General features: G+C 48.1%; 16 protein-coding genes and 1 pseudogene. 8 read left to right on the top strand and 9 right to left on the bottom strand.

All coding sequences use genetic code 11. The annotated features are described in order from the left end of the window. Positions 1-124: 124 nt before the first annotated feature. The 3 genes from ABD031_RS01485 to ABD031_RS01475 are packed head-to-tail and all read right to left on the bottom strand — an operon-like array spanning position 125 to position 1994. Positions 125-580 (bottom strand): hypothetical protein, encoded by a 456-nt coding sequence (locus ABD031_RS01485; protein WP_343848021.1) that lies wholly within the window; start codon positions 578-580, stop codon positions 125-127. A gap of 49 nt (positions 581-629) precedes the next feature. Continuing rightward, complete coding sequence (locus tag ABD031_RS01480) at positions 630-1274, bottom strand: transposase (RefSeq protein ID WP_343848020.1); 645 nt, start codon at positions 1272-1274, stop codon at positions 630-632. 3 nt (positions 1275-1277) lie between these two features. Beyond that, entirely contained in the window at positions 1278-1994 is a 717-nt protein-coding gene (locus tag ABD031_RS01475; RefSeq protein ID WP_343848019.1) for an IS110 family transposase, read from the bottom strand. A gap of 351 nt (positions 1995-2345) precedes the next feature. Between ABD031_RS01475 and ABD031_RS01470 the strand changes: the two are divergent. Beyond that, positions 2346-3233: pseudogene (locus tag ABD031_RS01470) on the top strand (IS1595 family transposase). Between the two features lie 26 nt (positions 3234-3259). Here the strand turns inward: ABD031_RS01470 and ABD031_RS01465 are convergent. From ABD031_RS01465 to ABD031_RS01450, 4 genes are all read right to left on the bottom strand, one after another. Further along, positions 3260-3913 carry a hypothetical protein gene (locus ABD031_RS01465; RefSeq protein WP_343848018.1) on the bottom strand — a complete coding sequence of 218 codons (654 nt, stop codon included), beginning with the start codon at positions 3911-3913 and terminating at the stop codon, positions 3260-3262. A gap of 159 nt (positions 3914-4072) precedes the next feature. Next, entirely contained in the window at positions 4073-4807 is a 735-nt protein-coding gene (locus tag ABD031_RS01460; protein WP_343848017.1) for a class I SAM-dependent methyltransferase, read from the bottom strand. Positions 4808-4872: 65 nt separating this feature from the next. After that, a complete protein-coding gene (locus tag ABD031_RS01455; RefSeq protein WP_343849125.1) occupies positions 4873-5169 on the bottom strand; it encodes a tyrosine-type recombinase/integrase in 297 nt (98 codons plus the stop codon). A 140-nt stretch (positions 5170-5309) separates the two neighbouring features. After that, entirely contained in the window at positions 5310-6701 is a 1392-nt protein-coding gene (locus ABD031_RS01450) for a sulfatase-like hydrolase/transferase (RefSeq protein ID WP_343848016.1), read from the bottom strand. A 394-nt stretch (positions 6702-7095) separates the two neighbouring features. On the opposite strand from ABD031_RS01450, the gene ABD031_RS01445 reads away from it, so the two are divergent. The 5 genes from ABD031_RS01445 to ABD031_RS01425 all read left to right on the top strand — a co-directional run bounded on the left by ABD031_RS01445 (position 7096) and on the right by ABD031_RS01425 (position 15915). Further along, entirely contained in the window at positions 7096-7686 is a 591-nt protein-coding gene (locus ABD031_RS01445; protein ID WP_343848015.1) for an RNA polymerase sigma factor, read from the top strand. A gap of 344 nt (positions 7687-8030) precedes the next feature. Beyond that, positions 8031-8945 carry a FecR family protein gene (locus tag ABD031_RS01440; protein ID WP_343848014.1) on the top strand — a complete coding sequence of 305 codons (915 nt, stop codon included), beginning with the start codon at positions 8031-8033 and terminating at the stop codon, positions 8943-8945. A gap of 85 nt (positions 8946-9030) precedes the next feature. Further along, on the top strand, positions 9031-12513 hold the full coding sequence (locus ABD031_RS01435) for a TonB-dependent receptor (protein WP_343848013.1): 3483 nt from the start codon (positions 9031-9033) through the stop codon (positions 12511-12513). Between the two features lie 27 nt (positions 12514-12540). Further along, positions 12541-14298, top strand: a complete 1758-nt coding sequence (locus ABD031_RS01430) for a RagB/SusD family nutrient uptake outer membrane protein (protein ID WP_343848012.1) — start codon at positions 12541-12543, stop codon at positions 14296-14298. A gap of 69 nt (positions 14299-14367) precedes the next feature. Further along, positions 14368-15915 (top strand): sulfatase family protein, encoded by a 1548-nt coding sequence (locus tag ABD031_RS01425; RefSeq protein WP_343848011.1) that lies wholly within the window; start codon positions 14368-14370, stop codon positions 15913-15915. Positions 15916-16187: 272 nt separating this feature from the next. Here the strand turns inward: ABD031_RS01425 and istB are convergent, their stop codons facing one another. Both istB and istA read right to left on the bottom strand, forming a co-directional pair. Beyond that, positions 16188-16907 carry an IS21-like element helper ATPase IstB gene (istB, locus tag ABD031_RS01420; RefSeq protein WP_343848010.1) on the bottom strand — a complete coding sequence of 240 codons (720 nt, stop codon included), beginning with the start codon at positions 16905-16907 and terminating at the stop codon, positions 16188-16190. Beyond that, the gene (gene istA, locus ABD031_RS01415) at positions 16904-18481 is read right to left on the bottom strand and encodes an IS21 family transposase (protein ID WP_343848009.1); all 1578 of its coding nucleotides are present in this window, start codon (positions 18479-18481) and stop codon (positions 16904-16906) included. The genes istB and istA overlap by 4 nt, the downstream gene beginning before the upstream one ends. Before the next feature lie 84 nt (positions 18482-18565). Here istA and ABD031_RS01410 point away from each other — a divergent pair, with 84 nt between their 5' ends. Continuing rightward, a complete protein-coding gene (locus ABD031_RS01410; RefSeq protein WP_343848008.1) occupies positions 18566-18850 on the top strand; it encodes a hypothetical protein in 285 nt (94 codons plus the stop codon). Between the two features lie 1015 nt (positions 18851-19865). Beyond that, entirely contained in the window at positions 19866-21119 is a 1254-nt protein-coding gene (gene ltrA, locus ABD031_RS01405) for a group II intron reverse transcriptase/maturase (protein ID WP_343848007.1), read from the top strand. Positions 21120-21137 lie beyond the last annotated feature (18 nt).

Raw genomic sequence — 21137 nt, 5'->3', positions numbered from 1 at the left:
ACACAATCCCCATAAGAACCTCCCCGGTTTCCCCGATACGCTGCGCTATCGGGACAGGCAGTGCAACAGCGGATTCATTGTTCGTGCTTCGCACGCAACGAAAACCTAGTTGTTGTAAGCCGTTTTATTTTTCACTTGTTTTTTCAACTTTTGGCCGTCCAGTTGATACTGTAAATTTCATACCTGAACTTTTTACCTCAAAGCTTTTACTTTTTTTAATTTTATTTGGAAGATTGATTTTCCACAATTCTTCTATAGTTTCTAACTCTTCTAGAAATTTTGCCTTATAATAACTTCGAAATGTATTATGAACTATTATTTTTTCCATGTTCTCTAATTCATTTACGAAATCATCAGACAAAAATGGCCTGATTCGTATATAATCAGGCGAATTTAGAAAGCGTTCTTCTTTGGGATCATTTTTTTCAAGATAGTAACGAAGATCATTTACCAACTGAATTTTGTTTCTTCGGTTTTCTTTTTTCTCTTCTATTTTCCAATTAACCCATGGCGCTAATAATGAGCCAAAAGCTCCAGTGGTTAATCCAACAATTCCAGAAATAATGTATTCTAATTTCATTCAGCTTAAGTTCTGTTTTTCAAAATTCTGATAACGGCACCCAAATCCCTTAAAATTCAGCTGTTTTGAGGCCTAGGTCATCTTCGGTGAGACCGAATTTATCGATTTGCTTCTTTATCCTCTTAACTAATCCCAACTTTCTTTTTTGATCCAGAAACAGGTATCCTTCCGGATCGACGTAGGGAGTTCCTTTTACTACCATGTTCCAAATGATGACTGCCAACTTTCGAGCGGTCGCACTGATGGCGGAGACTCGATCTTTCCTAAAACTTATCCTTTGGAAAAAGTCTCTCAGAGGCGTTGATTCTTTCAGGTTTCCGATGGCATTGGCTGCGTTTCGGAGTGCGATTTTGAGGCGATTGCTTCCTTTGGGAACTTTGCGCGAGAGAAGTTTTCCTCCGCTGACCTTGTTGTTGGGTGCCAATCGAAGCCAGGAAGCAAAGTGCTTGGCGGTTTTGAACTTTTTGATTCCTTCAGGCCCGACTTCGCTCATCAGAGATAGTACGTTGGAGAAGCTCATTCCTTCAATGGCCAACAGATCTGTTCCTTCAAAGAGTTGATAGGCTTTCAGATTGAGGTCAATGTCTTTTGGCGTGGTTTTGTTGACTCGTTTATGGACTTTGGGTTCTAGGTGGTGCTGTCTTTTGTTGTCATCGGATTGGATGATTTCATTGAGCATTTTTTCGATCTCCATGTCTCATCGGGTGATTTTTTCCTGGGTCTGATCATAGGTTTCCAGTTCCTGTCTGAGTGCGAAGAGGTAATCTCCTCGTCCGTTGCTTTGGAGCGCTTTGGCTACTTCTTCCTCGCTTTTTCGACAGTTTCCGTGGCGGAGAGCAGCCAGTTTTTGTGGGTCGGTTTCACCTTCGCAGATGGCCCGGATGATCAGAAGTCCGGTGAGTCCGCAGATGTCCCTGACTACTACGCCAAGCCGTAGATTGAGGAGGCGGAGGTACTTTTGCATTTTCTTGGAAGCAGATGCGGCAGAAAGCAGTAGATTTGCCCGATGACGACAATAGGTTCGCAATTCCTCTGTCTTGCCTTCAGGCAGAAAGCTGCCGGTCAACAGTCCCAGCGTATGCAGCTTTTGGATCCACTGACAGTCTTTGATGTCAGTTTTCTTGCCCTTGATGTTTTTGGTAAACTTTCCGTTGCAGAGAATCACCTCAAAGCTTCTTGAGATCAACACGGCATAAAGATTCTGCCAGTTAGGTCCCCGTATTTCCATTGCCACAGTTTTGATTCCTTTTTCCTTCAACCAGTCGGCCATGGCAAACAGATCTTGGTTGAACATCCCGTACTCCCGAACGTCCTGTTCGGACTGGCCCACTGCCACCCAGTGGGAACGACTACCGACGTCTTCTCCCGCAGCCTGCGGATTGACGACTTCCATTGAAATAGATTCCAGTTCCATAAAAATCAGGTTTTGGATACTCTCCAGGGATGTGCTTTTGGCAAGAAAATATTCTGAACGGGGTTGTCCCGCAAATGCGGGACACCGCCACTGAGGTCATCGCAAGCATCCCAACCAGAATGGAACCCGTGCTTCCCGAAGAATCAGGAGCGACAGTTCTAAAATCGGCCTTGCAGAGAGTCGTGGAATTTAGTAAAAAAGGGTTGAGGTGCCTTTACCCCGTTAGCATACGAAGTCAACTTTCTAAAAGTAGGGGGAATTACACACAACGTTTAGTATAAAAAGCGTTTTTAATGCTTTTCTGAGGTGACCATTTAAATTCATATCTTTAACCTGCATCAGCTTAAGGAAATGGACATTTTTAAAGGACAAAGCATCATAGAGTTTACTCAACGCTTCAAAACTGAAGAAGATTGTAAAAAGTAACTAAGTGAATTGAAGTGGAACCAAGGATTTATTTGCAGGATGTGCGGTCACAAGGGAAACCAGATCCGCAAAGACTACTCGAGAACCTGCAACAAGTGCAGTGATACGGAAAGCTCCGGCTCAGACACCTTGTTCCACAAAGTGAAATTTGGTCTGTTGAAGGCTTTTCACATCTGCTTTGAAATGGCCACTACCACCAAAAGCCTCTCTGCCCTCCAGGTGTCCAGACGCTACGCTGTCCGGCCGCAAACCGCCGGAATGTTCATGAACAAAGTGCGTGAGGCCATGAAATCCAGTGAATCTCAACCCCTCACCGGCACCGTGCATGTGGATGAGTTTGTTCTGGGAGGCAAGGATACAGGCCACGTAGGAAGAGGGTATGGAGGCGAAAAGAAAAAAGTCGTTTGCACAGCTGAATTGACTGATTCGGGTAAAGTGAAGCGGTTTTACGCCCTACAGATCAAGGATTTTTCGGCCAAATCATTACGGCCTCTCTTCGAAAGGCATGTTTCCAAAGATGCCCAGGTCACTACCGATGAATGGAAAGGCTATGGCCCAATTGGGAAAGAATATTCGATCCGTCAAATACCCAGCAAATTTGGGCTTAATTTCATCGCTTTATACAACCTGATCCATCAAGTAAAATCCTGGATCAGAACTACCTACTCCTGGGTAAGCAAAAAGCACATAGAACGCTACCTAAACGAATATTCGTATCGAATCAATAGATCGCAGTCCAAGCAAACTGTTTTTCATAATCTGATCACAAGAATGGTGTCAGCCAACAAACTATCGATCTACTCAATAGTATGATCCTAAATAGTCACCTCAGATGCTTTTTATACAGTGTTGTCAGCTTTTTTAAGTTCCTTTCTAAGCGGATATGATAAAATTGAAAAAATTATTCCTCCCAAAATTATTCCTATAAATGGTGTTATTATCTTTAGTGGATCATCCGTTACCAAACTAGTAATATTCTGGATTAGTATCATACTTGATAAGCCAAAAAATAAATACAACCCTGCTAGTCCCATCCCAATCAATCTAATTTTATTATTCTGTTTGAACATCATCTTATAAGCGATAGCATTACCTAACCACCAAATAATAATTAGGAATGCATAGCCCAAATTATCAAAAACCAAACTGGTAATTGTGTTGTATTCGGCAAAAGGATTGAAAATCCAGGGATGTTTATTTAGAGTAATTTTTGCGGCATCAAAAGCTTCAGCATCAAAGTTATTTTTAATTTCAATTATGATTGAATTAATATTATGAAGAAGCTTTACAACTTGAAAATTTAGCCCAACAAGCATTCCGTATATAAGAGGGCCAGCATTTTTTTTATCAATCTTAAAGCTCGCAAATTCCAGTTTATCATCTGGCCTAAAACTGGCTAGAACAACAATAAGTAACGTCACAAATATCCATGTGGTAGCCTTATCAAGCGCGTCAATATTAGCTTTTAATCCATCTAGCATAAGTTTGTCCATATCTTAATTGCTGATAACGTTTTTGTATATGAGCTGTGGCGTGTCTCGGCACAGACTTTCCTGATAAAAACTGGCTTTGGAAAATCCTGCGGATTTTCCAAGTGAGGACAGACCAAGCCATAACTTATATACGGTGTTGTGGCACGTTTTTTTCGCTTATTATTTCTTTATTGCTGAAATTATGATAAATATTGGTCTCCTCATTTCGTCTTTCATTTCTGGATATTTTTTTAAAATTTCCTCCGATGGTTTTGGTTCGGATATTTCTTGAATATCAAAATTTGATTGAATAACTGTATTTATTATAGTTTCCAAAGTCCGATGATATTTAGTTACTTCGTGTCCAAGAAATTGGGCTTTTCTTTTACTCTCGTCTTGATAATTATCAATTGGCCAATGTAGGCGACTCTCGTTTTCGTCCGTAAACCAATCTTGTTCGGCTCTTGAGGTAAAAACAGGATGTTCCATTGAGAATACAAAACTTCCTCCTTTTTTTAAGGTTTGGTTAATTTTCCCAAAAACAGTTTTCAGGTCTTTTAGGTAATGGAAAGCAAGCGAGCTAATAACCACATCAAATTGTTCAGTCTCAAAGTCAATATCCTCGATTGCCATTTGCTTGTAGTCAATTGCCAAGTCTTTGGAATTATCTTTGGCTTTATCAATCATTTTTTTTGATAAGTCAATTCCAATTACATTTTCTGCTCCTTGCTGTTTGGCAAAAATACAATGCCAACCATATCCGCAACCAAGGTCAAGAACATTTTTTCCTTTAAAATCAGGTAACATTTTTCTTAAAACATACCACTCTCCAGCCGAATTTAAACCGTCTATTGAACGTGGCATTTTTCCATAACTTTCAAAAAAGTCGTTGTCATCGTATTTATTCTGTTTCATCTTAATCTTCTATGTTTCGGTGTTTTTTTTAATGTGCCACAACACTTGAATTTACAGCATTCCCGCTACGTTATTGCGTCTATATCGCACTTGTCCACAGGCATTCGGGGTTCTGATGTGACCAAATTAAGAATTTCGTCTATCCCGTCAAGAGCGCTTTGAATATTTTTGTTGGAAATAGACAGCACATGGGTATAGATTTCAGTTGTCTTGCTGCTTTCATGCCCCAGTAGGGCCTGGACGTAGCGGAGATTGGTCCCCTTTTGAAGGAGGTGGGTAGCAAAACTGTGTCGCAGCGTGTGCACAGTCGCCCAGGGATTGGAATTGCTTTTCTCCACTGCCCGCCTAAAGACTGCCTGAATTTCCCCACCGTGGTTTGTGTCCTCTCAGACCCCCTTATTTCCAATTTTTTCCAAAAAAATCAACGGGTACACCCCCTCCAGCTTGCTCACCTAGACCACTTCGATCTGGATTTTCTTCAGGTTCTGCCCTTCCCCAAGGGTTATTTATTGAATCGGTCGGGATGCAATTCAGAATATTTTTTATCCTCGGAAAGGCCCATAAAAAGCGGCTCCATCAGCGTAGTCTTCCACTGCTCTATCAGCTTCTCCACCGCTCGAACCCGCTCGGCCTGACTGGCTGCCAGATTCACCTTTTCGGAGATGTCCTTTTGGATGTCGAAGAGGTAGATCTCGTCTTTCTGCATGATTTGCTTGCTGTCCACGGTTCGGATAGCAAACTTGTTGGCATCGTGATTTCTCCAGTAAAGTTCCTGATGGGGAAAGTCCCTGTTTTCGCCCGTGAGATACGGGATCAGATTGACCCCGTCCAATTCATTCTTGGGAGCCGTCTGGGAAAGTGCCGCGGCAGTCGAAAAGATATCCAGGGAAATCACCGGATGGTGATATCGGATTCCGCTTGGGATGACGCCCTTCCACTGCACGGCAAAAGGAACACGGACTCCCCCTTCGAAGAAATCTCCCTTAAAGCCCCTCAGCGGGGAATTGTCCGAGGCGTTGTGCGGAGTCGGTCCGCCGTTGTCTGAGAGAAAGAAGACCACGGTATTGTCGTCTATACCCAGTTCTTCCAGCTTATCAAGCAGCGTACCGACCCCGTCATCCACTGCACTGACCATCGCTGCGTAGGTTCTTCTCTTTTTGTCTTGGATATGGGAAAATCTTTGGAGGTATTTCTCCGTGGCCTGCAGTGGCGTATGCGGGGCATTGTAGGCCAAATAGATGAAAAACGGGTCTTTTTGATGCTTTTCCACAAATTCAACTGCTTCCCTGGACAGGGCATCCGTCAGATATTCCTTCTCCTCGACCCGGGTCGTATTGTGGAGTAACTTCGTTCGGTAGCCGTCGATCTGGGTTTTCGCCTGCTCGATATCCGCCAAAACCCAATCTTCGGGGAAGTAGTTGTGGCCTCCGGAGAGAAAGCCGTAAAACTCATCAAACCCTCTCTTGTTGGGCCGCAAATCCTGGTGTGCGCCCATGTGCCACTTGCCGAATGCGGCAGTGGTGTAGCCACCTTTTTTCAAAAGATCGGCCATCGTCTCCTCGCTCAGGGGAAGGCCTTGGGTGGGATCCTTGGGAGCCAACAGTGGATTTTTGGCAAAGCCGAATTTATCCTGATACCGACCCGTCAGCAGCCCGGCTCTGCTCGGCCCACAGACTGCGTAGGACACATATCCTGAAGTAAACACCACGCCGTTTTTGGCTATCCGGTCAATTCCGGGTGTGAGGATTTCCGTACTCCCATTGAAGCCGACATCCTTGTATCCCTGGTCATCGGTGAGGATGACAATGATGTTTGGTTTGTCCGAGGCCGCGCGGTTTTGCGCTATTGCACCTGCAGAGAGTACGAAGAAAAGGAAAAAGGCAATGGTTTTCATAATTAGTTATTGTTGTAGGATTTGGGTGGGCACCTAGCCAGCCAAATTAAAAGTAACTGCGGTCTTCCGAGATTGCATGCGGGCTCAGCAGGGGTTTTAATGATAAACCGGTGCTCAAAATCCAGACTCGTCTCGCTCCCAATTTTCGGGCAAGTTTATTCTTTAATTTCTTCACAGGGAAAATAATGCGTAAAAAAATTGAAGAATAGCGCCTAATTAATCGAAAAAACTGACAAAGCTTCTTTGTTCCAAATAAAAAATAATATTATTGGGCTGCGTTTTAGGAGAGAACTCTCCGAATCTATCCTCCGCCAATGAGTCTTGCGAATAAATGCAAGAACTCAAATGAGGATAAGAAGCGCTCCAAAAACGAACCAGGTAGCAAGCCGAGCGTATGTCCAAGGTCTTTTCAACCTATTCTGATAGTCAACTAATCACTTTTCTGAAGAGTGGAGACATACGCGCGTTTGACGAATTGTATCGGCGCTACGCAAAAAAGGTGCTGGCCTATGCCAAAACCTTCTTTTGGGATAAGACCGAAGCTGAGGAAGTAGTGCAGGAAGTGTTTGTGAAAATCTGGGAAACCCGCGAAAAGCTCAATGAAGAGTTGAGTTTCAGTTCTTTTCTCTTCACGTGTGTGAAAAATAGAATCTACAATCGGCTCAAAGCACAGAAAAAGAAGGTCATCCTTGAAACCGAGGAACTGGATTCCTTGGTGGACGAATCGGTTGAGGAGGAGCAACACTTTCTTGAAAACCGCAAACAAGTAGCCTTTCAGCTCCTGGGCCTATTGCCTCCAGTCCAAAAGAACATTTTTACACTGAGCAAACTCGAAGGACGCTCCCATCAGGAGATCGCAGAGATGCTCAATATTTCGATCCGTACGGTAGAGCATCAAGTCTATCTCGCCAAAAAGCAATTGAAAAGCCAACTGCTGGAGCAAACGCCCTTTGCCTTGGTGGTGGGTTTGTCACTGATTTCGTAGCTTTTTCTGAAAGAATCGTCGGCGGCTAGGTCACTAAACCGAGGGAGAAAAATCAAAGTCTGCGCTACTCCGCCCAAGCTTTCTTTCCCTTGATCTATCTTCCCTACTGCAGGATAGAATTTGGCACCGCAAAGATTTTGAAGAAATTTATGAAGTCCATACGGTTTGAAAATCAATATGTTACGTCCTGATTAAACCAATCCAAAATATTTTTTTCGAAAATCCCATAAGTAGTTGACGGCATCCGCTTGTATTAGCACCAAAGGATACCGACAACAGTGGATAAGAGATTGCTTATAAAGTTTTTGAACGGAGCTTGTTCCCCAGAAGAACAGTCGCAAGTCATGCAATGGCTGGATCAACCTGGATCCCAGGAGGAATTGGACGGCATGCTATCCGAGATGTGGGAAAAAACACCGGCCATAGGAGATGGGGAAGCGCTCGATCGGATCCTGGAAAACATACACGCAGAAGTAAACCCTCCTAAGAAAATCGCCTTTTGGAAGTCCACGGGCTTTCTTGGTAAGATCGCTGCCTGCTTTGCGTTGGTCAGTCTGCTGGCCTTCGGGCTATACAAGCAGACGGAGGTAGAGCCACAGCACATCGAGGACCAAGTCACCGTCTACGTCAGGGAAACCAAAGTAGGGGAAAAGCTGCGGATCAGACTCCCTGACCAGACTTATGTGGTACTCAATGCCAACTCCAGGATTGAGTTCGACTCGGACTATGGCAAGAAGAAAAGGATGATCAAGATCGCCGGAGAGGCTTTTTTTGATGTAGCTACTAATGAAAAAATTCCTTTCATCGTCGACTCGGGCGAGCTGAAAACCACGGCTTTGGGTACGGAGTTCAATGTCTTTTCGAGAGACGGCGTGGAGAAAATCGCCTTGACCGAAGGCAAGGTGAAAGTGGAGATAGAAGATGTCCCAACGTCGGAGTCGAAGTTTTTGGAACCAGGCCAGATGGCAACACTTCTGGAAGATGCCCGGGAAATCAAGAGCGGGACCTTTGATCCCAGCAGCTTGACTGCTTGGAAAGAGGGCCGCATACGCTTCAAGAGAACCCGTCTGAAAGACATCGTCTCAAACCTCCAAACATGGTACGGGGTGGAGATCGAGGTACAAAAGAAGATCGACCTCAACCGCAAGGTGTCCGGAGAATTCAACAACGAAAGCCTCGAGAATATCCTCGAAGGCCTCTCATTCTCCATGGGTTTCAACTTTACCATCAACGAAAATCAAGTGTCAATTACCAATTAAAGTCCCAAATGTCCAACAACTACCCGCTCTCTGCGCTTCGGCTGCTGGAGATTTTCGCAACTGGATCCACTAACCCTAAAACGCTATGAAACAAAAATTACTGCATCTAGGCAAGACATTGTCCAAGAATGTCCTCCTGGGGATATTCATTCAATGCCTCTGCCTGACCACGCTGATGGCAGGCGAAAGCACTGCCCAGATCAAGCCTATCGACAAGGCTACGATCAAAGTCGAAAAAAAGTCATGGAAGGCTACCGCGCTGTTTGAATATATCGAATCCACGACTGAGTATCTCTTTGTATATCCGGAGGATGTCGTAGCGGACCTGCCATCGGTCGATTTGACTGGCCAACACAAGACCGTGGAGGATGTGCTGACGACCGTGGCCCAAGGGACAGGCTTGAAATTCAAGCAAGTAAACAACAGTATCTATGTAGGAGGAAATCAAAAACAGAATATCCTCATTCAGGCACCGGCGGCAGATGTTATCGTCAGCGGCGTGATCAAAGACGACACCGATTTTCCCATTCCTGGGGCGACGGTCATCGAAAAGGGCACTACCAACGGTACGGTCACCGATGTGGATGGCAAGTACACGCTGACAGTCGAGGAAGGTGCGGAGTTGGTGTTTTCCTTTGTGGGATACCTTGCTCAGACCGTCCCTGTGCAAGGAAGATCCATGATTGACGTGGTCTTGCTGGAAGATATCGGCCAGCTCGAAGAAGTGGTCGTGGTCGGCTACGGTACCCAGAAAAAAAGCAACCTGACAGGTGCAGTGACTGACCTCAAGGCGGACAAGCTCGTCCAGACCCCAGTCACAAACGTAAAAGGCCTATTGATCGGCCAGATCCCAGGGTTGATTTCCAACCAAAACCCAGGCTTGCCAGGGGAAGATAATGCGACTCTGAGCATCCGGGGCTTCGGCTCCCCGCTTGTGATTGTAGACGGAATCGAGTCCTACCTGGATCGTCTCGATCCGAATGACATCGAGACCGTGACCGTGCTGAAGGATGCATCTGCTGCTATCTACGGTGCCCGTGCGGGTAACGGGGTAATCCTAGTGACCACCAAGCGTGGCAAAGAGGGAACCATGTCCGTGAACTATCACGGGTATGTCGCCACCCAAAAAAGGCTGACTTTCGCCGACCAAGTCGATGCGGCAGGCTTTATCAAACTGGGTAGAGATGCCGTGTTCAATGGACAATACAACCCACTCGATCCGGATGCACCGATCAGTTATGGTACGCTTTTCACCGAAGAGAATCTCGAAAAATACCAATCAGGAGCAGCACCGAGCTACGACTGGGTAGATGCCGTACTCAAGGATACCGGCTCACCGCTTATGAACCACAACCTGAGCATCCGGGGCGGAAGCGACAAGGTTCGATACTATTCTTCCGTAGGCTACAGCAGCCAATCCGGGATCTTCAAGGGCGACTATGAATACAAAAAGTTGACCTTGACCAATAACTTGGATATCGATCTGGGCAAAAACCTCGCCCTGATCATCAACGGTCAGTACATCAACGAAACCAAGGACTACTCTATCGTCGAGCCTTCACAGATTTGGAACGACCTGCAGACAGCCCAGCCGATCTACAATCCAAATTTGCCGGATCCTGACAAAGCCCCCTATTCCGGCTTCAACGAGAGATCTCCGGTAGCGAGAATCAACCAGCGCTTCTCCGGATACAGCAAGACTTACATGCATACGCTCACCGGATCTGCTGAGCTGAAGTATTCGGTGCCTTTTGTCAAAGGTTTGGCAGTAGGCGGCAAGGTAAACGTAAGGGCGAGAAACCTCCAAAATGCCTCCTTGGCTACTCCGTATGACGTGTGGACCTACGATGCAAATGCTGTCACAGATGATTTTGACGGATACACATTGCAGGGATCGATTCTGGGAAATTCCTTCACCAGATCCTACTACTACGGCGGAGCGGATGATCCTAACAGCCGAGTGCTTTCCAGAGGCTACGCTTCCTTTGACAGACAGTTTGACAAGCATGAGTTCGGCGTGTTGGTCTTTGGAGAAATTGAAAACAACATCTATCGATCACTCACGGTGAGACGAAGAGATCTTCTTTCTACAGAAGTTCCCCAAATCGGCGGTACGGATGAGCTTACCCGCTCTTCAGGTACTGGCCGTGATATCGAATACACCAGAGTGAGTTTCGCCGGTAGATTCAACTATGCCTACGACACCAAGTACCTCCTCGAGGCGACACTCCGTGCGGATGCCAGCTCTAAATTCGGTTCGAATGCCTGGGGCTATTTCCCATCCGTTTCCGTGGGATGGAATATTGCCCGTGAGGAATTCCTCGCCAATTCTTCCGTCTTGGATCAGCTTAAATTGAGACTTTCCTATAGCCAAACCGGCGTGGACAGCAACGTGGGCAATACCTCCTTTGAATTCCTGTCCGGTTACGAAGAGGCTGTAGGCTCCGTCTATTATCTGGATGGCGTGGCCAATCCCATCATCGCAACCACAGGTCTGGCAAACCCAAATATCACTTGGGAAGAAACCACCCTCTACAACGCGGGTGTCGATCTGACCATGCTCAGCGGTAGATTGTATGCGACGTTGGACGGATTCTACAGATACCGAGATGGCCTGCTGAGAATTCCGCTCGAAGCACTTCCAAGCACCTTCGGAGCCACTCTTCCTCAGGTCAACCTGGACTCCCGAAGCAACAGAGGCTTTGAACTCTCGATCGGAAACCAGGGAACTATCGGAGATTTCAAGTATGACATCAGTGCCGGAGTGGCCTATGCCAGAGAGAAATATGAAAACTATCAGGAAGACATCAACATGGACGATCCGATCCAAGTCGAATTCGACCAGCTCAGCGGCAGATGGGTGAATGTCACTTATGGCTACAAATCCGACGGGCTGTTCAACACGCAGGCGGAAGTGGATCAATATCTGGAGACCTACACGATCCAGGACATCAACACCCTGCCTAAGCCTGGCGATATCCGCTATGTGGATATCAACGGTGACGGAGTCATCAACAGAGCCGACCGCTACCAGATCGGCTACGGAGCCAACCCGGACATTACCTATTCCTTGTCTCCACGTGTGTCTTACAAAAACTTCAGCTTGGCGATGTTGTTGCAGGGCGGAACCCGATTCAATGTCAATATCTCCGGAGCCTTCAGGGGAGCATTCAACAATGAGCAGATCCCACTAGAACTTCATGAGCAATATACCTGGACACAGGACCCAAGCAATCCCGGAATCGGATCCAACCCCAATGCACAGCTTCCGGCCTTCGAACGAAGCGGAACCAGACCTTGGAACAACATCCAGTCTGACTTCTGGATGTACAACGGCACCTACGTTCGTCTGAAGACTGCGACCCTTACCTACTCAGTGCCTAGTAGCTTCCTGTCCAAGATCAAGATGAGCAGTGCCAATATTTACCTTTCTGGCGATAACCTGCTGTCTTTTAACAACATGGGGATCTTCAAAGATGCTGTCGATCCTGAGGAAGCCACCACGGCTAACGCCTACAAGCTGCCACTTCTGAGAACGATGTCATTTGGTGTACAACTTGGGTTTTAAAGAGTTAACAGAAAAAACATGAAAGTCATGAAACCAAAAATATTAATAGCAATACTAGGGTTGGCCATTTTTGCATCCTGCGAAAGTGAACTGACCAAGACTCCCGATTTTATCTCTGAGGAAGTAGTCTTTGAGGACAAAAACCTCACGGAGGCCTACCTGTCCAATATCTATCAGGACATGCTCTTCATTCACGTGAGTGGGGAAGGAAATATGGACATGGGGATGATCCCAGCCGCAGGTGCCGAGCACATCAACTTTGCCGATTGGCAGACTCCGAATACGACCTATCGAAGAGCCTATACCGCTGCGGCTGGAGCTGGCCCCCTGAACTATTGGGGATACAATTCCATCCGAGACATCAATTTTCTTTTGGAAAATATCGTCTCCAGCCAATCCCTGGATGAGACTTATATCCTCCAGAAGACCAACGAGGCAAGAGTGCTGAGAGCCTACACCTACTTCCAGATGGTCATCCGTTTTGGGGGGGTGCCTTTGATCACCAAGGTGCAGAACATTGATGATCCGGAGGAGGAGCTCTATCCGAAGCGAGCCACTGAGCAGGAGATCTATGAGTTTATCCTGTCGGAACTGGAGGACGTGATCAGTATGATGCCGGATACCAGAACCGGCGCTGCAGGCAGAGTGGATAAGTACACCGCTCTTTCCCTGCTTTCCCGCGCTTCCCTCTATGCAGCCAGCATTGGCAAGTTTGGCCAGGTACAGGCAAACGGCTTGGTGGGAATTGCCCCTGGTGACGTGCAGGAGTTGTACCAAACCTCCTACAACGCATCCAAGGAGATCATGGATTCGGGCGTGTTTGCCCTCTACAACAAGCACGCGGACAAGACCGTAAACTTCACGCAGCTATTCCTCGACGAGGGCAACAGCGAGGTGATCTTTGCGGAGGTTTTTGAGCCAGTGATCAAAGGTCACTCTTTGGACAACTTGGGCACACCCGCTGGATTTGCGGCTACTTGGAATTCCAACTATCCGGTGCTCTACGACATGGTCGAGCTTTTTGACTTTGTCGATGGCAGAAAAGGGACCGACATCTCCCGCAGCGACCTGGTAGCTTCCAAGTCTTGGGATATCGATGATTTCTTCGGAAAAAGAGATCCGAGATTTAAAGCTTCCGTCTTCTATCCGGAATCTGAATGGCAGGGCGATCTGGCCTATTTCCACACCAGCACGACCTATACCAACGCCGCCGGTAAGCGAGTGACTGCCACCAGCGGTACCCTTGACAGAAACGGGGAAAGCTGGCCTGCAGCCTGTGCCGCAAGAAATGCCCGAAATACCTCCTTGCTGCTTCGCAAAAAGCTCGATGAGTCCAACACCGAGCCTATCTCAGGCAGATCCGGACAGGACTTCTATGTCTTCAGATACGCCGAGACTTTGCTCAACTTTGCCGAAGCAGCCTTTTACCTGGGTAAGCCGGGAGAAGCGCTGGACGCTTTAAACCAGCTCAGAGATCGCGCCGGCATGCCGCTGCTCACCGAGGCGACGGAAGACAACATCAGACACGAGCGTCAGGTCGAGTTGGCCTTCGAGAGCCAGCGCTTCTGGGATCTGATCCGTTGGAGAATCGCCCCCAAATATTTGGACAAGGTGAGAACCAAAGGCTTGGTCTTCGCCTATGATATGGATATCGACCGCTATGTGATCACCCTGAAGAATGCCGAGAGCCAGGATCGCGTGTTTGGGCCAGAGCGGTTCTACCTTCCGATCTCCCAGAACTTGATAGCCGACAATCCCAACCTCGAGCAAAACCCGGGGTATTAATCAAAGTCTTCATTTGGTGTGTTGGGGGGCCGGAGAAATCTGGCCCTTTGACTTAACCTTGTTTTAAAGATGATTCAATTTGCAAAAATCGGGCTGGGCGGCGTCGCCTGCTTCGCCCTTTCCATCCTGGCTTCCTGTAGTTCCGGGACATCCCAGCAGATCCCCGCCAGCAAGCCCAACATTATCCTGATCTACACCGACGACGTGGGCTATGGGGACATTTCCGCCTATGGCGGCAAGATCCCCACGCCAAACATTGACAAACTGGCCCAAAACGGCCTGATGTTTACCAATGCCTACGCCACCGCGGCGACCTGCACGCCTTCCCGCTATTCCCTGCTCACCGGAGAATACGCCTGGAGAGCCAAGGGTCGTGGAGTGGCTCCCGGAGATACTTCGGCGCTGATCCGTCCGGGAGTGGAGACGCTCCCGCTGGTATTGCAGCGCAGTGGCTACCGCACTGCCGTAGTCGGCAAGTGGCATTTAGGCTTGGGAGGAGACGAAGGGCCGGATTGGAACGGGGACTTGAAGCCCGGACCGCTGGAGATCGGCTTCGACTATTCCTTTATCATCCCCGCTACGGGAGACCGAGTGCCTGCGGTATTTGTGGAAAATCACCGCGTCGTCGGACTCGATCCCACGGATCCGATAGCCGTCAGCTACCGCAAAAAGGTAGGAGAAAGACCCACAGGCAAGGAAAATCCCGAGCAGCTCAAGATGATGTGGTCCCATGGCCATGACCAGACGATCGTCAACGGCGTCAGCCGGATCGGCTACATGGCGGGTGGAGAAGCGGCACTCTGGCGGGATGAGGACTTTGCCCAGACCTTTGTGGACAAGGCTACGGATTTCGTGTCAGCTGAGTCGGACAAGCCCTTTTTCCTCTATTTTTCCACCCACGATATCCACGTGCCTCGCGTCGCGCATGAGCGCTTTCAGGGTGCAACCGAGTTTGGACCCAGAGGCGATGTGATCGTGCAGCTGGACTGGACGGTCGGTGAGCTGATGAAACTACTGCAATCCAAGGGGCTGGATCAAAACACCCTCGTGATCTTTACCAGCGACAACGGCCCCGTACTGGATGACGGCTATGTAGACCAAGCCAAGGAACTCGCCGGTGCGCATGATGCGGCCGGGGGTCTGCGTGGAGGAAAGTACAGCGGTTTTGAGGCGGGTACCCGGGTGCCGTTTATCGTGCATTGGCCAAGTGCCATACGAGAGGGTGCCAGCCAGGGAGCGCTGTTTAGCCAGGTGGATTTGTTGGGTTCCTTTGCGGCGGTCAACCAGGTCTCCTACGACTCTGCCCAAGCCATCGACACCCAAAACCAATGGGAAGTACTGATCGGGAAATCGGAAAAAGGCAGGTACAGCCTGGTTCAGGAGGCGTGGTACAGCAACCTTGCCTATGTCCGTGCGGATGGCTACAAGCTGATCCCAGGCAATGAAGGCCCGCAAATCGTGCCCTGGGGCACGGAGATCGAAACGGGCTTTGCAAAAACAGACCAGCTGTTTGACCTGACGGCTGATCCCCACGAAGAGACTGACCTATCGGCCACAAAGCCCGAGATCCTCAAGGAAATGCAGGACGAACTGATCGGGATTATGATTCAGAAGTAAGGAGTAACTGCCTAAGTAAGGCAAGGTAGAAAAACAAAATCCACCGTATCGCGGTGGATTTTGTCTTAAAGGCTTGGGGGGACTGGTGACGTTTTGCGGATTTGCGATGGGCGGGATTTTTACCACGAATGTTTGTTCGGAGCACAAAACATTCGGCTACCACTAAACTGTCTGTGGAGTATGGAAATTCCGGTCGATACTGATCCCTGTTCCGGGGATATTGACCCCCTCTAAAATGGTTTGGTATTGGATAGACCAACAGCCTGACAATTTTACATTTTTTTTCTTAAAGAGTCTCCGGTGAGTTCGATTCGGTAAGATGAATGCAGGAGACGGTCCAGAATAGCGTCGGCGATGGTTTCCTCTCCGATGACTTCATACCAGCTCTGTACGGGCAACTGACTGACGATGACGGTGGATTTTTTTCCGTGTCGGTCTTCGATGAGTTCCATCAGGTCCAGCTGGTGCTGTTTTTCCAGATGGGTAAGTCCAAAGTCGTCCAGTATTAGCAAGTCTGTTTTGGCGATGCGATCAAAGAACTTGATTGCTGTGCCCTCCAGCCTTGACATTTTGGTTTTGAGCATGAGTTTCTGGGTGTTGAAGTAGGCCGCTTTGAATCCGAGCAGACAGGCCTGATGTCCCAGGGCGGAGGCCAGATAGCTTTTGCCACATCCTGTGGCTCCGGTGATGAGTACCGATTCGCCTTTGGTGAGGTAAACGCCTGTGGCCAGGGATGCCAGCAGGAGGTCATCCAGTCCTCTGGTGCGGTCGAGTTTGAGTTCTTCCAGACTGGCTTTGTATCGGAACTGGGCGGTGTGTTCCAACCGTTTGAAGCGGCGGTTGTCCTTTTCCAGCTCTTCAGACTGCAGTAGGAGTTCGAGGCCTTCGGTCAGGGAAAGGCTTTGGTTTTTGCGGGCTTCCTTGAGTGCGGTCCAGGCCTTTGCCATGCCGTGGAGCTTAAGCCGGGTCATCTGTGTTTCTATCTGATTCATAAGATTAGGGGGTTAAAATTGAAGTTTCTGTTGTTGGTAATAGGCCTTTCCCCGGACGTTGCGGTGTTGGGGAAGAGGTTTTTCGGGTTCGGAGTGCTCTTCATGGGCGGTATGGTTCTCCAGCACATTTTTGATGAAGCGGTACGAATATTCGCCGTGATCCATTCCCAGCTGGCAGCTTTTTCCAGGGTGGTCAAGTCTGTCTTTCTACTCAGGGACAGGAGTCCGTCACAGGTTTTGTAGAGCTGTTCGGGGTAACGGTTTTGTTCAAAAAGCCCGGAAACATACCTGCCCAAAACCGGAGACTTTTTAGCCGCCAGATTCCGGTAATAATCTGGACTGCGGTCACGGTAGTGTTGGTGATGGGAGCATAGATGATCCTTGACCGTCGAGTAGGCTCCCGCTTTAAAGCTTCTCACGTGGGCAGCTACTTTCTTGCCCTGATGGTAAAGCTGAACCATGGACCGGGTGTAGATGACCTTGAGTTTTTTGCCGATCAGGGTATGGGGGGCGCTGTAGTAATGCCTGTCACGGGCCAGATAGACATGATTGTTTTTGGAAAGGGTAAGCTCGGTATGGTGCCGGAGTTCAAAACGTTCGGTGGGGAGCGGGTTGAGCAGGGGTTTTTCCGAGGCCAGAAACTGCTCTTCCCGGCAGTAGCCCTTTTGCTTCATGCGGGTTTGGTTGTGGGCTTTGAGCCGCAGCCGGATGGCCTCATTGAGGGAATACAGGTCAAAGAACTGTCTGTCCCGAAGCTTGGCGTAGATACGGGAATACAGGATCTTGACCTGATTCTCCACCCGGGCCTTATCCTTGGGCTTCACCGCACGGGTCGGGACAACGGCCATCCCGTAATGGCTGGCAAAATCCTCGAGGGCCCGGTTGAGATCGGGTTCGTACCGGTCAGCCTTGATCACGGCAGCTTTTAAGTTGTCCGGGACAAGGATCTGTGTAACTCCGCCCAGAAACTCCAGACAGCAGGCCAGTGCATACAGAAAATCCCCCAGCGTCTGAGAAGGCACAGCGATGGCAAAGGAATAGTCCGAAAAGGGCAGACAGGCCACAAACAGCTGGCATTGGATCAGTTCGCCTGTTTCCCGGTCGATATAGGGAATGGTTTTTCCCGCAAAATCAATGTAGAGCTTTTCGGCAGGGGCATGTTCCAGTACCAGTGAGGGCTTGGCCTTGGCGGAGCTATGCTGGTCCAGGTGATGACAAAACTGGGAATAGCCGTATCCGTCGGGGCGATCCTGCTTATATTCTTCCCAAAGCAATGCACGGCTGACCCCGGTACGGCGGAGTTCTTTCAGGAAGTAATCCAGCAGGCTCTTGAAGTGCCCGTATCGGGTATCCTTGTAGGAAGGGTTTCCGGGATGGAAGAGATGGTAAATCTCCGGTTCTTCCATTGCCATAATCTGCTCAGCACTTAGGTTCCCGGCAGGAGCACCGAGCAACTTTTCCAGTTTGAACAGGTAGGCTTTTACTGTATTCCTGCTCATGGACAGGTTGCGGGCAATGGCTTTGATCCCTTGTCCCTGACGGTGCAAAATGAGGAGTTGTTTGATCTGACTCATGGGTTTTGGTTTTCCGGCCATCGTCTTCCGCTTAGTGCTTGGTGAGCGACTAAGAAACCAAAACCATTAAAAAGAGGGGTCAACATGCTCCGGAATCAGAACCCAAGGGGGTCAACATGCTCCGGAATCCAGACGGAAATCCCGCTTTGGGGGGTCAACATCCGCCGGAATGTCAGTCGAATGAAGCGCCTGAAGGCACTTTTTGAAACTGAAAATCCTCCGGACTTAGGGGGTCAATATGCTCCGGAATATCCAGAGTACGAAACCCCGCCTATTGCCAATGTGCTGTGTGTGCCCAGCATGGGCATCTGGTATCGAAGATACCAAATTATTCCAGAGGGTGTAAGTCCCTTGCAGGCAAGTTGGTGAAGCCTGTTAGCAAGTCGCAAGCTGGTTGCCGTGAGGCATACAGTAAAGGAAGCGAGACTGCAAAATCCGGTACTGACGAACAGGAACGGCATACAGAGGCCAATAAGGGAGTGTAAGCAAGCACATCTTTGCAAAGCGCGTAACCAACAATCCCTTTTAGGTAGATGCCGCAGTAATCGGAGGAAGGAATATGCCTTTACCTGGGGAGATCTCAGATTCCACGAGCTGGAAACCGAGAAGTCAGCAGAGGCCATAGTAATCAACAGGACTTGAGCTTCGGAAAACCGAAGAGTTCTCACGGGTTGATGAAGGGCCGAACGTATTGTGAAGTGAAAATTCGATAAGGAGCCTTTGTGTAGCCTTATCTTAAAAGTAGCGGAAAGAGGTTGTTGGTGTAAAGAGCGGCAATCTTTTGCTTTACGAACCGCCGTATACGAGACCCGTACGTACGGTGGTGTGAGAGGCGCACCTCGCTAACTTAACGGTTGGCGAGGCCGTCTACTCGATGTGTGCTGTGTAAGCTATGATAAAGATGAGGGCAGGCCCCTCGGTGAGGTTTTTTAGGAAAACTCACCAAACCACTTCTATGATGCGTCTGCGGCAACAAGGATGTGTGAAGCGATAGAAGAAAAGGCTGTTTAAAATGGTCAGATAAGGATAGAAGAGATGAGCGAAAGCGAACCTTCCGATGAAGTGGCGAAAAGACCAGTCGTTGTCAAAATCCGATCTATATCGAGAGATCGGAGACAAGTGCAGAGGGCGCCTAATTACTGTCTGTGCGGCAACCGTCATAAAGGGGGCATGACTTCTATTCAGGCTTTATTGTGGAACCACAGGAAGCCTATATGCTATGCCAAAAGGAAAACACAAGCAGGAAATACCTGTAAGTTGATTACTGATGAGCATATTAGGTGACGGATGAAGCCGTAGTAGTGATGAAGTTCCTGTAATGGGAATAGAGCGAAGGGCTTCAATTATGCAGTTTTTATTTAAGAACAACTTAGAGGTTTTAAGGATGATTTTTAAAGAACAGACAAAGTCGGTACCGATTACCAAAGAGATGGTTTGGGAATCCTACAAACGAGTAAAAAGTAAGGGAGGTAGTGCAGGGATCGATCAACAAAGTCTGTCGGAATTTGACAGGGTGCGCTCCAAGGAACTGTACAAACTCTGGAACAGACTGGCTTCTGGAAGTTACTTTGCACCGGCGATCAAGCGGGTAACAATCCCCAAGGCGGGAGGTAAGACCCGTCCTTTGGGAGTTCCCACTGTAAGCGACAGGATTGCCCAGCAGGTAGTAAAGACATATGTTGAACCAAGGTTGGAATCGGTGTTTGTGGACAATTCTTACGGATACCGCCCGAACAAAAATGCACATTCAGCAATCGAAAAAGTACAACAAAATGTACGAAAGTTTAGCTGGGTAATTGATCTGGACATACAGGAGTTCTTTGAGAATGTCCGCCATGAGCTTTTGATGAAAGCGTTGGAAAGACATGTTTCGGAGAAATGGGTACTGATGTACATCAAAAGATGGCTGGAAGCACCCGTCCTACTTGAAGATGGAACCGTCAAAGTATCCACGGGAAAAGGTACGCCTCAGGGAGGGGTAATCAGCCCCCTTCTTGCCAATCTTTACATGCATTATTGTGTTGATAGGTGGCTGGAGAAATTCCACCCATCAGTCATTATGGTTCGGTACGCCGACGACCTTATTATCCATTGCAGTAGCTATCAGGAAGCTGTCGGAACACTTACAAATTTAAAGGATCGTCTTGAAAAGTGCGGTTTAAGAGCCCATCCGGAAAAGACGAAAATTGTTTACTGTAAGAAGGAAGGCAGAAATCTGAATGATCACCCTGTACAGTTTGACTTTCTGGGCTTTAGTTTTCAGCCCATGAGAAACAAATTAAGAAACGGGGGAAGTTTCCTGCAATTTGATTGTAAGATGAGCCGAAAGTCCAAAGTGCGTATCAACGGGGAACTCCGAAAGCTCAACTTTCATAACAAAACCCAACGGGGTATTCAGGATTTGGCAATAACGCTGAATCCAAAGATCCGAGGATGGGTGAATTATTATGGAAAAATCAGTCGTAGAAGTTTAAAACCTGTGTTTTATTACCTGCACCACCGAATGATCAGATGGATTCTGAACAAGTACAAAAGCTTCAAAGGAAGCAAGGTCAAAGCAGTTAAATGGCTTAGACAAGTTACGGTCTCTTATCCAAACCTGTTCTATCATTGGGAATTGGGATACAAGTTAGTCTAATAGACTAAAACCGACTGC

The sequence above is a fragment of the Algoriphagus jejuensis genome, assembly GCF_039523455.1.
GTDB lineage: Bacteria > Bacteroidota > Bacteroidia > Cytophagales > Cyclobacteriaceae > Algoriphagus > Algoriphagus jejuensis.
Note: the sequence above shows the minus strand (reverse complement) of the source record. Positions and strands in the feature narration are given on the sequence as shown.

Coding starts and splice junctions, on each gene's coding strand:
- ABD031_RS01485 (WP_343848021.1), bottom strand. CDS start 580: ATGAAATTAGAATACATTATTTCTGGAATTGTTGGATTAACCACTGGA.
- ABD031_RS01480 (WP_343848020.1), bottom strand. CDS start 1,274: ATGGAGATCGAAAAAATGCTCAATGAAATCATCCAATCCGATGACAAC.
- ABD031_RS01475 (WP_343848019.1), bottom strand. CDS start 1,994: ATGGAACTGGAATCTATTTCAATGGAAGTCGTCAATCCGCAGGCTGCG.
- ABD031_RS01465 (WP_343848018.1), bottom strand. CDS start 3,913: ATGGACAAACTTATGCTAGATGGATTAAAAGCTAATATTGACGCGCTT.
- ABD031_RS01460 (WP_343848017.1), bottom strand. CDS start 4,807: ATGAAACAGAATAAATACGATGACAACGACTTTTTTGAAAGTTATGGA.
- ABD031_RS01450 (WP_343848016.1), bottom strand. CDS start 6,701: ATGAAAACCATTGCCTTTTTCCTTTTCTTCGTACTCTCTGCAGGTGCA.
- ABD031_RS01445 (WP_343848015.1), top strand. CDS start 7,096: ATGTCCAAGGTCTTTTCAACCTATTCTGATAGTCAACTAATCACTTTT.
- ABD031_RS01440 (WP_343848014.1), top strand. CDS start 8,031: ATGCAATGGCTGGATCAACCTGGATCCCAGGAGGAATTGGACGGCATG.
- ABD031_RS01435 (WP_343848013.1), top strand. CDS start 9,031: ATGAAACAAAAATTACTGCATCTAGGCAAGACATTGTCCAAGAATGTC.
- ABD031_RS01430 (WP_343848012.1), top strand. CDS start 12,541: ATGAAACCAAAAATATTAATAGCAATACTAGGGTTGGCCATTTTTGCA.
- ABD031_RS01425 (WP_343848011.1), top strand. CDS start 14,368: ATGATTCAATTTGCAAAAATCGGGCTGGGCGGCGTCGCCTGCTTCGCC.
- istB (WP_343848010.1), bottom strand. CDS start 16,907: ATGAATCAGATAGAAACACAGATGACCCGGCTTAAGCTCCACGGCATG.
- istA (WP_343848009.1), bottom strand. CDS start 18,481: ATGAGTCAGATCAAACAACTCCTCATTTTGCACCGTCAGGGACAAGGG.
- ABD031_RS01410 (WP_343848008.1), top strand. CDS start 18,566: ATGCTCCGGAATCAGAACCCAAGGGGGTCAACATGCTCCGGAATCCAG.
- ltrA (WP_343848007.1), top strand. CDS start 19,866: ATGATTTTTAAAGAACAGACAAAGTCGGTACCGATTACCAAAGAGATG.